The sequence below is a fragment of the Mesonia profundi genome (assembly GCF_031085155.1).
In the GTDB taxonomy this organism is placed as follows: domain Bacteria; phylum Bacteroidota; class Bacteroidia; order Flavobacteriales; family Flavobacteriaceae; genus Mesonia; species Mesonia profundi.
This window is the reverse complement of the sequence record NZ_JAVHUL010000018.1, coordinates 1-13,345: the sequence shown is the minus strand read 5'-3', so window position 1 is coordinate 13,345 and position 13,345 is coordinate 1. Positions and strand designations below refer to the sequence as shown.

At 38.2% G+C, this 13,345-nt stretch carries 13 protein-coding genes; 11 read left to right on the top strand and 2 right to left on the bottom strand.

All coding sequences use genetic code 11. From position 1 onward, the window contains the following. The first annotated feature begins 9 nt into the window (after positions 1-9). From RBU60_RS08075 to paaZ, 7 genes are all read left to right on the top strand, one after another. The gene (locus tag RBU60_RS08075) at positions 10-423 is read left to right on the top strand and encodes a hypothetical protein (RefSeq protein WP_308864295.1); all 414 of its coding nucleotides are present in this window, start codon (positions 10-12) and stop codon (positions 421-423) included. A 31-nt stretch (positions 424-454) separates the two neighbouring features. Then, positions 455-889 carry a PaaI family thioesterase gene (locus tag RBU60_RS08070; protein ID WP_308864294.1) on the top strand — a complete coding sequence of 145 codons (435 nt, stop codon included), beginning with the start codon at positions 455-457 and terminating at the stop codon, positions 887-889. A 194-nt stretch (positions 890-1,083) separates the two neighbouring features. Next, positions 1,084-1,944: a KPN_02809 family neutral zinc metallopeptidase gene (ypfJ, locus tag RBU60_RS08065; protein WP_308864293.1), complete on the top strand. Its 861-nt coding sequence runs from the start codon at positions 1,084-1,086 to the stop codon at positions 1,942-1,944. A 23-nt stretch (positions 1,945-1,967) separates the two neighbouring features. Continuing rightward, complete coding sequence (pcaF, locus tag RBU60_RS08060; RefSeq protein WP_308864292.1) at positions 1,968-3,173, top strand: 3-oxoadipyl-CoA thiolase; 1,206 nt, start codon at positions 1,968-1,970, stop codon at positions 3,171-3,173. Positions 3,174-3,480: 307 nt separating this feature from the next. Then, entirely contained in the window at positions 3,481-3,726 is a 246-nt protein-coding gene (locus RBU60_RS08055) for a ribbon-helix-helix domain-containing protein (RefSeq protein ID WP_308864290.1), read from the top strand. Next, the gene (locus RBU60_RS08050; protein ID WP_308864289.1) at positions 3,723-4,055 is read left to right on the top strand and encodes a type II toxin-antitoxin system PemK/MazF family toxin; all 333 of its coding nucleotides are present in this window, start codon (positions 3,723-3,725) and stop codon (positions 4,053-4,055) included. The genes RBU60_RS08055 and RBU60_RS08050 overlap by 4 nt, the downstream gene beginning before the upstream one ends. Positions 4,056-4,166: 111 nt before the next feature. Then, positions 4,167-6,704: a phenylacetic acid degradation bifunctional protein PaaZ gene (paaZ, locus tag RBU60_RS08045; RefSeq protein WP_308864288.1), complete on the top strand. Its 2,538-nt coding sequence runs from the start codon at positions 4,167-4,169 to the stop codon at positions 6,702-6,704. A 116-nt stretch (positions 6,705-6,820) separates the two neighbouring features. Here paaZ and RBU60_RS08040 read toward each other — a convergent pair whose 3' ends face one another. Continuing rightward, positions 6,821-8,962, bottom strand: coding sequence for a S46 family peptidase (locus tag RBU60_RS08040; protein WP_308864286.1), 2,142 nt, complete (start codon positions 8,960-8,962; stop codon positions 6,821-6,823). 253 nt (positions 8,963-9,215) lie between these two features. On the opposite strand from RBU60_RS08040, the gene RBU60_RS08035 reads away from it, so the two are divergent. The 3 genes from RBU60_RS08035 to RBU60_RS08025 all read left to right on the top strand — a co-directional run bounded on the left by RBU60_RS08035 (position 9,216) and on the right by RBU60_RS08025 (position 11,048). Next, positions 9,216-9,971 (top strand): enoyl-CoA hydratase/isomerase family protein, encoded by a 756-nt coding sequence (locus tag RBU60_RS08035; protein ID WP_308864285.1) that lies wholly within the window; start codon positions 9,216-9,218, stop codon positions 9,969-9,971. 72 nt (positions 9,972-10,043) lie between these two features. Further along, positions 10,044-10,412 (top strand): four helix bundle protein, encoded by a 369-nt coding sequence (locus RBU60_RS08030; protein ID WP_308864284.1) that lies wholly within the window; start codon positions 10,044-10,046, stop codon positions 10,410-10,412. 36 nt (positions 10,413-10,448) lie between these two features. Then, a complete protein-coding gene (locus tag RBU60_RS08025; RefSeq protein ID WP_308864283.1) occupies positions 10,449-11,048 on the top strand; it encodes an acyltransferase in 600 nt (199 codons plus the stop codon). On the opposite strand, the gene RBU60_RS08020 is transcribed toward RBU60_RS08025, so the two are convergent. After that, entirely contained in the window at positions 11,045-11,611 is a 567-nt protein-coding gene (locus RBU60_RS08020; protein ID WP_308864282.1) for a GNAT family N-acetyltransferase, read from the bottom strand. The genes RBU60_RS08025 and RBU60_RS08020 overlap by 4 nt on opposite strands. An 81-nt stretch (positions 11,612-11,692) precedes the next feature. Between RBU60_RS08020 and RBU60_RS08015 the strand changes: the two genes are divergently transcribed. Continuing rightward, complete coding sequence (locus tag RBU60_RS08015) at positions 11,693-12,862, top strand: dicarboxylate/amino acid:cation symporter (protein ID WP_308864281.1); 1,170 nt, start codon at positions 11,693-11,695, stop codon at positions 12,860-12,862. The last annotated feature ends 483 nt before the right edge of the window (positions 12,863-13,345 follow it).

Genomic DNA, 13,345 nt, shown 5'->3' with positions numbered 1-13,345 from the left:
ATATAGCAAATGAAAAAAGGAATTGTAAGAAATATGATAGCGGTAATCATTGGAGCTATGCTTGGAGGTCTCATTAATATGGGAATAATAATGCTGGGTAGTTATGTGATTCCATCACCTGCAGGAGTTGATTTAACGACTACAGAAGGCTTACAAGCTGCAAAAGGTTTATTGGAACCCATACATTTTATTTTTCCGTTTTTAGCACATGCTATAGGAACATTGATAGGAGCTTTGTTAGCAGTAATTGTGGGTAAAAATCGTCATTTAATGTTAGCAATGATGATTGGCTTTTTCTTTTTAATTGGTGGAATTTCTGCAGCTTTTATGATCCCAGCACCTACATGGTTTGTTGTTTTAGATTTAGTATTGGCTTACATTCCATTTGCTTGGTTAGCATATAAAATTAGGAAGAAATTCTAATAGCAGCGTATTTAGTAAAGCTAAACTTTATATGGAAAAGGAAGAAGATAAAAAAGTATTTTCAGCACTAGAAATCCCACATTATATGTTGGAGAACGACGCTTTCAGTCAGTGGTTGGGGATTGAGATAGTGGAAGTACAAGAAGGCTATTGTAAAGTGCAGATGCAAATCCGTAAAGAAATGCTCAACAGTATGAAAAAAGCACACGGCGGCATCACCTATTCGCTGGCCGATACTGCTTTTGGGTTTGCCACCAATACCATGGGGAAAAAGGCGGTTTCTATAGAAACTTCCATCAATCATATCGAAGCTTTAGAAGAAGGGGATGTGCTTGTCGCGACTTCTCAATTAAAAAGTATGAAGAATAAGTTGGCGTTTTATACCGTAGAAATCCACTTAGAAGAAAAGCTGGTGGCTTTGTTTAAAGGAGTTGCTTATAGAACCAGTGCGGTTTGGGAAGACTAGACGAATAATTTGGGCGCAACCCTACCGGGTCGGGCTTTCGCTAGTCGCTTTTCTCAATTCCTGCGTAGGCAGGAATCTCAAAAGAGCTCCAACAATAGCTCAATCCCTTGCGCAAAACAAAATAAATAGAGTATAAAAATTAAATCTTACTCTAAATTCATTATTTTTAAAGCCAGCTAAAACATACACTTATTATGAAATGGAAAGGAAGAAGAAAAAGCGGTAACCTAGACGATCGTCGCGGTTCGAGTACCAAAGGGAAGTTAATTGCTGGTGGTGGGGTTATAGGAATTATCGTGGTTTTATTACAAATATTTGGCGGAGATACCGGTCAAGCGATTGCTCCCGTATTGAATGAATTTAATAACAGTCAACAAACCCAACAAGTAGAAACAAGAGAGCTTACCGCCCAAGAAAAAGAATTAGGCGATTTTATGGGAACTATTTTAGCCGATACGGAAGATGTATGGACACAGGTTTTTAGTGAAAATAATCTAGGAAACTATAAAAAACCCGATATGGTTTTATTTACCGATGCCGTACAAACCGGATGTGGAAATGCTACTTCGGCAACTGGTCCTTTTTATTGTCCAGCTGATCAAAAGTTATATATGGATTTGGTTTTCTTTAATGAATTGCACAATCGGTTTGGAGCAAAAAAAGGTGATTTCGCTATGGCTTATGTGACCGCTCACGAAATAGGACATCACGTGCAAACACTTATGGGAACCTCCCAAAAAGTACGTCAGGCTCAACAGGGAATGAGTCAAGTAGATGCCAATAAGCTTTCGGTAGCTTTAGAATTGCAAGCCGATTTCTATGCAGGTCTTTGGGCGTATTACAATAAAGAATATTTAGAAGAAGGCGATATTGAAGAAGCTTTAAGTGCCGCCAATGCGGTAGGAGATGATGCTTTGCAAAGAAAAGTCCAAGGTTCGGTGAATCCAGATTCGTTTACTCACGGGACTTCTCAGCAACGTAAAGAATGGTTCTTACGGGGTTATAAAACGGGCGATATGAGCCAGCATGATACTTTTTCAGCATTAAAAAATTAATAGAATACAAAATCAAAACAACTATGAACAGCTATATTATTGATGGAATACGAACTCCCATCGGAAACTACAAAGGAACTTTATCTCCAGTAAGAACCGATGATTTGGGAGCCTTGGTGATAAAAGAATTGGTAAAAAGGAACCCTAATATTCCGCAAGAAGCTTATGATGATGTGATTTTAGGATGTGCCAATCAAGCGGGAGAAGACAATAGGAATGTAGCCAGAATGTGTTCCCTTTTAGCAGGTTTACCTTATTCTGTTCCTGGGGAAACCGTAAACAGATTATGTAGTAGTGGGCTTTCGGCTATTATTCACGCCAATCGAGCAATCAAAGCGGGAGACGGAGATTTGTTTATTAGCGGCGGAGTAGAACATATGACCCGCGGACCTTATGCCATTGCTAAACCTTCTAGCGCTTACGGAAACGATGCCAAAATGTATGACACCAGTTTCGGGTGGCGTTTTGTCAACCCCAAAATGAAAGAAATGTATGGTGTTGACGGCATGGGGGTGACGGCAGAAAACTTAGTAGATAAATATAAAATATCTCGTGAAGATCAAGATGCTTTTGCTTATTGGAGTCAGATGAAAGCTACCGAAGCACAAAAAAATGGTCGCTTGTCTAAAGAAATTATGACGATAGAAATACCGCAACGTAAAAAAGACCCGATTCAGTTTAGTCAGGATGAATTTGTAAAACCTACTACGAGTAAAGAAATACTGGCTAAGTTACGACCTGCTTTCCGTAAAGAAGGAGGAAGCGTAACCGCAGGAAACTCTTCAGGTTTAAATGACGGAGCTGCAGCAACGATCATCGCTTCAGAAAAAGCAGTAGAAAAATACGGTTTAAAACCGATGGCTAAAATTTTAAGTTCGGCTGTAGTGGGTGTAGAACCAAGAATTATGGGAATAGGTCCTGTAGAAGCTTCCAATAAGGCCTTGAAAAAAGCAGGCTTAACGATGGATGATATGGATATTATCGAATTGAATGAAGCTTTCGCAGCTCAAGCTTTGGCTTGTACCAGAGCTTGGGGATTAGAAGATAACGATCCTAGATTAAACCCAAATGGCGGAGCAATTGCTATAGGTCATCCTTTGGGAGTTACTGGAGCTAGGTTGGCGCATACTGCCGCTTTAGAATTGCAACTTACTGGTAAAAAATACGCGCTTGTAACGATGTGTGTAGGAGTAGGCCAAGGGTATGCTGCGGTGATTGAGCGTGTTTAATTCCTGCGCAGGCAGGAATCTCAGATGCAAGAGTAAAGACTTTGAATTTGGACAGAATTTTTAGATGAAGATATTGAGATTCCCACCTACGTGGGAATACTGCGCAGGAAGGAATCTTTAAGTAAAGATGAACTAACTTAACGATAAGTGAAAAACAGTTGCAAAAGTGCATTTCTCAAATTTAAGTTTTGGGAATAGTGCATTCAGAAATTCCTATTTTGCAGAGTTTAAAAAAAATTTAACCAATTGATAATCTGATTCGTATATCTCATAATTATTAATTATATTTACATAAAATAAATATAAAATGGCAACATTCACATCGTCGCTTCCAGATCATTTACTCGAAGAATTGGGCAAAACTGCCAAAGAATTAAAAATGCCCAAGAATAAATTAATCGAAAAAGCTTTGGAAATTTTTTTAGATGAAATACAAAGGGCTAAATATGCAGAATCCTATCGAAGAGCCGCAAAAGATAAAGATATGATGGCTATTGCAGAAGAGGGAATGGCAGATTACTTTAAACAGCTCCAAGATTTAGAAAAAGAATGAAGCAAGGTGAAATTTGGCAAGTCTATTTTGATCCTGTAAAAGGAAATGAGCAAGGAGGAAATAGGCCAGCAGTTATAGTTAGTGGGAATACTTTAAATAAAAATTTAGGCGTGATTATAGTTTGTCCACTTTCCAGTTCTATCCATAATTTTGAAGGAAATCCAGTTTTGTTCCCTTCACAGGAAAATGGATTAAAACACGAATCTGAAATCCTAATCTTTCATATTCGTTCACTCTCAAAAGATCGATTTAAACGAAAATGTGGTAAGATAACCTTTCAAGAGTTAGAAAAAATCAAAAAAACAATTCAAGATATTTTGAAATATTGAAGATATAAAAAGAGTTTTTTAGATTGTTATTTCCAGCTTCATTTTATGTTGAAGCGTAAGTAATTCAATAAAAAATATCATTGATTACACCTAAACACGAAAAAAATAAATATGCAAAAATTACAAAGTTATATTCACGGGCAATGGGTTGAAGGATCTGGAGAAGGCGTACCTATGGTGGATGCTGTCACTGGAGAAACCATCGCGTTGAGTGATACTAAAGGGCTTGATTTCGATCAGGCGCTAAAATACGGTAGAAAAAACGGTGAGGCGTTGAGAAATATGACCTTTCAAGAACGGGGAATGATGCTAAAAAAATTAGCGTTCTACTTGATGAAGAGAAAAAAGCAATTTTATGAGGTAAGTTTCCGCACGGGAGCTACCAAAGTAGATAGCTGGATAGATATTGAAGGAGGTTTTGGAAACTTATTTGCCAATGCTTCCTTGAGAAAAACCTTTCCTAATCAGCCTTTTGATGTAGAGGGAGATCCTATCGATTTATCTCGAGGCGGTCGCTTTATGGCGCATCATATTTTGGTGCCAAAAGAAGGAGTAGCCGTTCATATTAATGCGTTTAACTTCCCCGTATGGGGAATGTTGGAGAAATGTGCGGTCAACTGGATGGCCGGAATGGCTGCCGTGGTGAAACCTGCTACCAACACTTCTTTCCTTACCGAAGCCGTAGTGCGTGAAATTATTAAGTCAGGGATCTTGCCAGAAGGTTCTTTACAACTCATTTCGGGTTCTGCACGTTCTATTTTAGATACGGTAGAATCTCAAGATGTGGTCACCTTTACAGGATCTGCAGATACAGGAAGATTACTGAAATCACATCGACGCTTATTAGAGGAGTCGGTTCCTTTTAATATGGAAGCTGATTCATTGAACTCTTCTGTTTTGGGCGAAGATGCAAAACCAGGAACGCCAGAATTTGATTTGTTCATTAAAGAAGTGCGCAATGAAATGACGGTAAAATGCGGACAAAAATGTACAGCGATTCGCCGAGTTATCGTTCCAGAAAATTTGGTAGAAGATGTGCAAATTGCTTTAGGAAAAGCTTTAGCTAAAGTAACAATTGGTGATCCGCGTTTAAAAGAAGTGCGTATGGGTGCCTTGGTAAGTAAAGACCAAGTGCAAGAAGTACACGAACGCATTCAAGAAATGACTAAGACCGCAAGTTTGGTGTATGGTAATTTAGAAAGTCCAAAAACCATTGGAGCCGATGCCAAGAAAGGAGCATTTATGTCGCCTATCGTGTTGAGGGAAGATTCTCCGTTTGAAAATATTGCCGTGCATTCTACCGAGGCTTTTGGTCCGGTGAGTACGATTATGCCTTATAAAAATCTAAATGAAGCCATTGAGCTGGCTAAAATGGGAAAAGGCTCTTTAGTGAGTTCTATCGCTACCAATGATGATAAAATTGCGCGTGATTATACGATAAAAGCAGCGACGCATCACGGTCGTATATTGGTGCTGAATAGAGAAAGCGCCAAACAAAGTACCGGTCACGGTTCGCCATTGCCTCTATTGGTTCACGGTGGTCCCGGAAGAGCTGGAGGCGGAGAAGAAATGGGAGGTAAGCGAGGTATAAAACATTATATGCAGCGTTGTGCCATTCAAGGTTCGCCAACCACATTGACTGAAATTACTGGGATTTATCAAGCTAATGCTAAGTATAAAGAAGCAGAAAAACATCCTTTTGCGTACCATTGGGACGATATACAACCGGGAATGTCTTTAAAAACGCATAACCGTACCTTAACTGATACGGATATTGTGAATTTCGGAAACCTTACTTGGGATCATTTCTATGCACATACCGATATCACTTCTTTAGAAGGAAGTATTTTTGAAAAAAGAACGGCGCACGGCTATTTTATTATTTCCGCAGCAGCGGGATTATTTGTTTATCCTAACAAAGGTCCGGTAGCAGCTAATTATGGGTTGGAAGAGATTCGATTTTTGCGTCCGTTGTATCATAATGACACTATTCACGTGCGTTTAACGTGTAAAGAAAAAGTAGATCGAGAACAAAAAGGACAAGAATTACCTAGCGGAATTGTAAAGTGGTATGTAGAGGTTTTTGATACCAATATAACCGATGGAAAAATTCCTGAAGATGAAGCGGAAGAAAAAGAAGCTTTGGTTGCTATTGCTACGATTTTAACCATGGTGCAAAAGAAACAAACTACCTTTACGGAAATAAACGAAGACGTTATCACATCCGCTTTAGCGAAATTAGAAGAAGACACAAAACCAGCTTGGGGAAGTATGAAACCTCAGCATATGCTAGAACATTTGGAAACTAGTTACCGTATCGCTTCGGGAGAGCTTCAAGATTTTGAAATAGCAATCCCCGAAAAATATTTGGAAGATACCCGCGCAACTTTATGGAATTATGAGGCGATGCCGAAGAATTTTAATTTTCCATTATACGAAGAAGGAGAACTTCCTGATTTGCAACACGAAACGCTTGCAGAAGCAAAAGAAAAACTAAAAGAATCCCGTAAGGAGTACTTAGAGTTTTTTAAGAAAAACCCTGAAGCCATTACTAAAAATGCAGTTTTTGGAGAACTCACCAAGTATGAATGGGAGTTATTAGAGCGTAAGCATCTTAACCATCATTTTGAGCAGTTTGGATTGCTGTAAGCTTTCCGTAAAGGTATAGAAAAAGCCGTCTAATTGAGGAAATTTGTAATCCTGAACTTGTTTCAGGATTACAAATTTCCTCAATTAGACGGCTTTCTAATCTTAGCAAACTAAGTTTACTTCACTAAAGTCAATTCATCAATAAGATGTGTGGCTCCGGCATATTTGTCGATTAAAAACAATACGTATCTGATGTCAACGCTAATGGTACGTTGTAATTTATCATCAAAAATAACATCGCCGGCCATGGCTTCAATGTTTCCATCAAAGGCCAATCCAATCAATTCTCCTTTTCCGTTTAGAACAGGAGAACCAGAGTTTCCACCGGTAATGTCATTATCGGTTAAAAAGTTGACTGGTAAATAGCCGTCTTTGTCGGCATATTGACCAAAATCTCTGCTTTCATACAAATCAACTAGCTTTTTAGGCATATTAAATTCCTCATCGCCCGGTTGGTATTTTGCGATGGTTCCTTTTAAGGTTGTATAATAGTTTTTCTTCGCATCATTGCTAGGATCTTTAGGAAGCGAAATGATTTTTCCGTAAGTCAAACGCAAGGTGCTGTTCGCATCTGGGTAATACTTTTCATCAGGATTTTGCTTGCGCATTCCTTGAATCATCAATCGGAAAGCTTTTTGATACTTGTCTTCCCATTCTTTTTCTTCGTCAGACTTTGCTCTGTAACGCGTTAATAAATCTGTAGAAAGCACATATAAAGGATCATTCTTAAGCACCTCCATATCAGGATTGTTCAAAAATGCGGTAAAAGATTCTTCAGATTTAAAGATACTATTCTCTACGGCTTGATCGATATAGGTTTGCCAAGCTTCTTGACTATTGTTATTTTCATCGGCAATTGCTTTTACTTTAGGAGCAATATTATCGGCCTTGTCGGAATACAACTTTAACTGCGTAGCTAATACTTCTTTTTCTAAAGGAAGATAAAGGCCATCATATAAATTATTGATTTCTTTCTCCAATTTAGGAAGCACCTCTGCTTGCTTGGCTTCATTTTGATCAATGTAATACTCCGTGGTTTTTCCTAAGCGATAAGGTAGCGTAGCTAATCGCGTTCTAAGCATCAGCATCAAATAGTTGTCGTGCTCGCTGCTCTTGTTGGTTTTGCTGTAATACTCGTTAATAACAGGCATCACGTTTTTATACTTATCAGTTTTCTGCTTCTTGGCCCATCGTTGGAATTTCTTCTCTTCTTTGCGTTTGCTTTTAGCCGTTTTATGCTGCTTTAACGCATCAATCATTCCTTGTCTGTTTTTCCAATAATTGGCAATTCCGGCATAACTAGAAGCATAATCTAAATTCACTTGTGGCTTTTCATCCATATATTTCTTCATCACATCCATCGATGCTTTTGAAGCTTCTACCCAAGCAGGATAAGCGTACTCTACATTTTGCTCAATTCCGCCAGCAGGCATCCATCGGTTAGTTCTTCCGGGGTAACCCAAAATCATAGCAAAATCATTTTCCTCAAAACCTCTAATGCTCGTTGGTAAATGATATTTAGGATTTAAAGGCACATTGTCTTCAGAATATTCAGCCGGATTTCCATCCTGATCGGCATAAACTCTAAACAAAGAAAAGTCTCCGGTATGACGTGGCCATTCCCAGTTATCTGTATCTCCACCAAATTTCCCAATATCTTTAGGAGGCGTTCCTACTAAGCGTACGTCGTTATAATCTTCATATACAAAATAGTAAAATTCGTTACCGCTATAAAAAGACTTTACAGAAACGGTATATTTGCCGTCTTCATTATTCTCTTCCTGTATTTTAGCGATTTCACGGTTAAGAGCTGCCTCGCGCTCATCTTCGCTCATAGAATCGTTTACTTGCGCTAACATACGCTTGGAAACATCGTCCATACGTACAAAAAACCGAACCGAAAGATTTTCTGGTTTAAGTTCTTCTTCATAGTTTTTCGCCCAAAAACCATTGTTGAGGTAATCGTTTTCTTCGGTAGAAAGTTCGGCGATATTACCGTAACCACAGTGGTGGTTGGTAAGTACCAAGCCTTTGTCTGAAATAATTTCTGCGGTACAGCCACCGCCAAATTGTACAATCGCATCTTTTAGACTGTGGTTGTTGATGCTATAGATTTCCTCGGGCGTTAACTGAAGCCCCATTTTTTGCATATCTACGTAGTTTAAACGTTCAATATGCATTAAAAACCACATTCCTTCATTTGCCCTTACCGGTAGAATGAATGTAGCCAAGAATAAACAAAAAAGTAATTTTTTCATGGAATAAATGATGTTAATTAATTAAAATAAATGTGAATTCTGAAGTGTTTTTACTGAATAAAGATACCTCTTTCCGCTAAGTAAGACTGCTATGAGCTGAAAAAGTTTAACGTGTATAAAGGATTATTTGTTTTTTTTGATCTGAAAGTAATCCGTAAAGGAATGAAATCGGAATATGCCTTTCTTATTTCAATGGGTTTTAATTGTCATTATAGCTTACATTCATTATTTTTGGATACAAAACAAAAATACTATGAGCGAAGAAGCATACGTTAACAAACACATAGAAGATAAGATTGCTACGATAGAATTTTTTCATCCAGCGCATAACTCCTTGCCAGGAAATATATTGGCACAACTGACCGATACGATTACCGAAATGGGACAAAATAAAGAAGTGTTGGTGATTGTTCTAAAATCTGGTGGGGACCGTACTTTTTGTGCTGGAGCCAGTTTTACCGAGCTAATCAATATACAAGATGAGGTAGTGGGCGAGAAGTTCTTTATGGGCTTTGCTAATGTGATTAATGCGATGCGTAAGTGTCCTAAATTCATTATTGGTCGTATACAAGGAAAAACCGTAGGGGGCGGAGTAGGTTTAGCTTCTGCTATGGATTATTGTATGGCGACTAAATTTGCATCTATCAAATTAAGTGAATTAAACCTGGGGATTGGACCTTTTGTGGTTGGACCAGCAGTGCAACGTAAATTAGGCGCGAGCGGAATGTCACAAATCGCTATTGATGCCAATTCCTTTTATTCACCAGAATGGGCGATGCAAAAAGGCTTGTACGCTAACGTATATGACAATACGGAAGAATTGGATGAAGGCATTGCCGCTTTAGCAAAAAATCTATGTGGGTACAATCCCGAAGCCGTAAAAGAAATGAAACAAATGTTTTGGCGCGGCACCGAAGATTGGGATCAACTCCTTAACGAGCGTGCAAAAATTAGTGGACGCTTGGTTCTTTCTTCTTTTACCAAAGAGAAGCTTAAGAAGTTTAAATAAGAGGTGAGATATTTAGAGGTGAGTGGTGAGAGATGAGACGTGAGAAAAAGTTAAAGAAAAATATTTTTTGATATGAAGAGTCAATACCATTTCAGATTTGAGGATTTAAAAGTTTATCAAAGAGCAATGGGATTTGGCGAGTCAGTTAATAGTCAAGTAGAGAATTTTCCAACTCACGAAATTTATAAATTATCTTCTCAATTTATTAGAGCAGCAGACTCTATAGCCTTAAATATAGCTGAAGGATCGGCCAGCACTGATGCCAACTTTATTAGGTATTTAAAAATGGCTTGGGATAGTTCTCATGAATGCGTTGCTATTTCAACAAAAGCTAGAATTAGAGGTTATATCACTTTTAACGAAGATGAAGAAAATAGGAAGCAAATCACCGAAATTTCTAAAATGACTTCATCCTTAATAAAGCATTTAAAAAGTAAATAACTCACCACTCACCTCTACAAACTAATATACTATTTTATGATCTACAAATTCAAAGACCACATTCCCGTAATTCACGAAAGTAGTTTTGTGCATCCCCTGGCGGCGGTGACGGGAAATGTTATTATTGGGAAAGACTGTTATATTGGTCCAGGTGCTGCGATTCGCGGAGATTGGGGTGAAATTATTTTGGAAGACGGCGTGAACGTTCAAGAGAATTGTACGGTACATATGTTTCCAGGAAAGAGTATCACCTTAAAAAAAGGGGCTCACGTGGGCCACGGAGCCATTATTCATGGCGCGAACTTAGGTGAAAATTGCCTTATCGGAATGAATTCTGTGATTATGGACGATGCCGAGATTGGCGATGAATCTATTGTTGGGGCAATGGCTTTTGTTAAAGCCGAAACCAAAATTCCGAAGCGGAGTTTGGTAGTCGGAAATCCTGCAAGAGTAATTAAAGAAGTTTCAGACGAGATGATTGCTTGGAAAACCGCTGGCACTAAATTATATCAGCGACTTCCATCAGACTGTCACGAAAGCTTGGAAGAGGTAGAACCTTTACGGGAAATTCCTCAAAACCGACCTGAACAAGAAAATTTTTATAAGACGTTACAAGAGATGAAAAAAACCGATTAGGAAAGTTTCTTTTGTAAATGCTCGTATTCATGTCTGCCTAAATTTACGCTATTGACGGCCTTAAAATCTAATCGCTCATATAAGCGTTTGGCTTTTGGGTTTTCTACATCTACTAGCAATCCTATGTGTGGAAGCTTCTTTTCTAGGGCTAGTTTTTCGGCAAACTGTATAAGTTGACTTCCAATTTTTTGTCCGCGAAAAGTAGGATCTACACTCAGCGCATCCAAATAAAACTCTTCAGCTTCCGTTTCCGGAGTTAAACGATTATGAAAAGCATAATTTTCTTTAAGGTATTGATTTAATTTCTGCTGAAGTCTTTGGTGCTTCTTTGAATCATAAGCGATGAGCACGCCTACAATTTTTTTGTCATAAATAGCAATTAGCGTATTAGAATAGCTATACAGACTCTCTTCCATGAGAAATTGTTGTTGTAAAAAAGCTACTGCTTTTACTTTGTCTTCCTTCCCGATGTAGAAATAAATTAAATCTTCCATCGCTTGCAAGATCAATTCCGCGGAAGCTAAGGCATGTTCCTTTTGAGCAGGTATAATTTCGAAATGCATAAATTAGTACGTTTTTAACAAGAATAGGAAGAAGCAAGGTAATATCTTTGTGGAAATCTCCAATAATTTTAACCCCCTATTATGTTTAAAAAGATTACCAGTAACCTACTTTTTAGAGTATTTGTCGCCATCATTCTCGGAATCGTTTTTGGATTGTATTTGCCAGAATCTGTGAACCGTGTTTTTAATACATTCAATCACTTTTTTAGTGAATTTCTAGGTTTTGCCATTCCCTTGATTATCCTCGGATTAATTATGCCAGCCATTGGAGATTTAGGAAAAGGTGCCGGAAAGTTGTTGGTTATTACCGCAGCAATCGCTTATGGTTCTACCTTATTTTCTGGTTTTTCTACCTACTTTGTAGCTTCGGGAATCTTTCCTTCATTTATAGATCCCCAAGCAGCGACGACGGTAGAAGAAACTTCACGCGAATTATTGCCTTATTTTTCTATTAGTATTCCTCCGGTTTTGGATGTGATGTCTGCTTTGGTCTTGGCATTTTTGATAGGCCTGGGCTTAGCGCCTTTGGGAGAAAGTAATTTAAAAAACGTGGCGTCTGATTTTCAAAAAATCATCATGATGCTCATCGAAAAAGTCATTATCCCATTGTTGCCGCTATACATCTTAAGTATTTTTTCGGCGATAGCCTTTAAAGGTCAGGTGGCATCGGTATTGGGAGTTTTTGTAAAAATCATCGGAGTTATTTTTGTGATGCATATTTTACTCATGCTTATTCAATATTTGATTGCGGGAGCGATTGCCAAGAAAAATTCGATTAAAGCTTTACTGAATATGGCTCCGGCTTACTTTACAGCCTTGGGGACGCAGTCTTCTGCCGCGACTATTCCGGTTACGCTGAAACAGGCAGAACTAAATGGCGTTTCTCCTAAAGTAGCCAATTTTGTAATTCCGTTGGGTGCTACCATACATTTGGCGGGAAGTACGATGAAAATTGTAGCCTGTGCTGTGGCCTTGATGCTGATGCAGGGAATGGATTTTAACTTCGGAATGTTTGCTGGTTTTGTCATGATGTTGGGTATAGCTATGGTAGCCGCTCCTGGCGTTCCCGGAGGCGCAATTATGGCGGCGATCGGAATTCTACAATCGATGCTGGGTTTTGATGCGGAAGCTCAAGCTTTGATGATTGCCCTTTACATCGCAATGGATAGCTTTGGAACCGCAGCTAACATTACGGGAGATGGGGCGATAGCCTTAATTGTAGATAAGATAGTGAAAAAAGGTAATTTTTAGTGTAGACTGATATTTAAGATTATTGTTGTTCGATAAAGAACCAAGACCCGCTGTGCTATTAGAATCAAGATCAAAGACTTGATTTTAACTAATTGATAAGCAGTAGTTATTTTCAGTTAAAATTATCTTTTCAAAGAACTTTTTAGATTTCATACATTTAAAAGACTCCTCAATTTTACAGTATTTTTAAGTCATGACTAATTTAAAATACTCCGTTTCACTTCGAGTGTTTTTCTTATAACGATAGTGAAAATAAAAATGTATCGAGAAGTCTTTGATTTCCGAAAATGTCACTTTTAATAGTGCAAAAGAATCATTCTCACAAATCTATTTGAATATAACGGGCAGAAAACCTAGGTGTTTTAAACTTTGGATGTTCTGGTTCTCGACTCGCTCCTTTAGACTTGTGGACTTCCTAGTAATTTTGTGACTAATTTTATTAGGCCGCTTTGTTAAAAAATCCTTTTAATTTTAGTTCCATTT